The 1,244-nt window shown below is 41.6% G+C and carries 4 protein-coding genes; all 4 read right to left on the bottom strand.

The window, feature by feature from the left end; all coding sequences use genetic code 11:
- Complete coding sequence (locus APA_RS22220; protein ID WP_201323893.1) at positions 1-357, bottom strand: type II toxin-antitoxin system PemK/MazF family toxin; 357 nt, start codon at positions 355-357, stop codon at positions 1-3.
- On the bottom strand, positions 330-539 hold the full coding sequence (locus APA_RS22215) for a hypothetical protein (RefSeq protein WP_201323892.1): 210 nt from the start codon (positions 537-539) through the stop codon (positions 330-332). Before APA_RS22215 ends, APA_RS22220 begins: the two co-directional genes overlap by 28 nt.
- 167 nt (positions 540-706) lie before the next feature.
- Positions 707-1,063, bottom strand: a complete 357-nt coding sequence (locus tag APA_RS22210; RefSeq protein WP_201323893.1) for a type II toxin-antitoxin system PemK/MazF family toxin — start codon at positions 1,061-1,063, stop codon at positions 707-709.
- A partial coding sequence (locus tag APA_RS22205; protein ID WP_201324410.1) for a hypothetical protein occupies positions 1,036-1,244 on the bottom strand: 209 nt, incomplete at its 5' end. The genes APA_RS22205 and APA_RS22210, both read right to left, overlap by 28 nt.

Here is a 1,244-nt window from a genome sequence, read left to right as displayed (position 1 = left end):
TTAAAGTTCTAAATACCTAGCCAAAATCTGTTGTATTTCTTCCAATTGATTAGGCTCTATTTGACCAAGAGCTTGAATCAATCTGCGTTTATCAAAAGTCATTGGATCGACACAAACCACAAAACTATTACTGCTAAGCCCATTAGTAACAGAAGGAATCAAAGGCACAATCACTGGACGTAGGCGATCGCTTGGATTAGCAGAAGTTATCGGTAACACAGTTACCCTACTGCGCTGATTAAAAGCAGTTCCAGAAATAATTACCGCAGGACGAGTTTTGAGAATTTCTGTACCAATCGAAGGATCGAAACACACTTGCCAGATACTTCCTAATCGATAATTGCTGCTTGCTGCCATGCCCTGTCCTCATCATTTAATCCATCTAATTCATCCAGCAACAAACAAGCCTCAACCATCGCCTGCTTTTCCTGCTGCTTCCGCCATGCTTGCAGTAACCCCTCAATAAGCCGACTGCGATTTTCTACGCGATCGTCAACGTAGCGAACTAACTCTTCTGGAAGAGAAATAGATACTTTCATAACTATTTTATACTACTCATAATACTACTTATGGTAGCACACACATGGAATAGCGATCGCCATTTGTAGATATTATTTGTGCGATCGCCTTGTGAAATTAGCGATCGCTTTTTGTAGAGATTATTTGGTGCGATCGAGGCGATCGCCTGTTTAGGTATCGTTTTCAGTTAAAGTTCTAAATACCTAGCCAAAATCTGTTGTATTTCTTCCAATTGATTAGGCTCTATTTGACCAAGAGCTTGAATCAATCTGCGTTTATCAAAAGTCATTGGATCGACACAAACCACAAAACTATTACTGCTAAGCCCATTAGTAACAGAAGGAATCAAAGGCACAATCACTGGACGTAGGCGATCGCTTGGATTAGCAGAAGTTATCGGTAACACAGTTACCCTACTGCGCTGATTAAAAGCAGTTCCAGAAATAATTACCGCAGGACGAGTTTTGAGAATTTCTGTACCAATCGAAGGATCGAAACACACTTGCCAGATACTTCCTAATCGATAATTGCTGCTTGCTGCCATGCCCTGTCCTCATCATTTAATCCATCTAATTCATCCAGCAACAAACAAGCCTCAACCATCGCCTGCTTTTCCTGCTGCTTCCGCCATGCTTGCAGTAACCCCTCAATAAGCCGACTGCGATTTTCTACGCGATCGTCAACGTAGCGAACTAACTCTTCTGGAAGAGAAATAGATACTTTCA

The sequence above is a fragment of the Pseudanabaena sp. lw0831 genome (genome assembly GCF_016584665.1).
In the GTDB taxonomy this organism is placed as follows: Bacteria; Cyanobacteriota; Cyanobacteriia; order Pseudanabaenales; family Pseudanabaenaceae; genus Pseudanabaena.
This window is presented reverse-complemented; position numbering and strand designations above follow the sequence as displayed.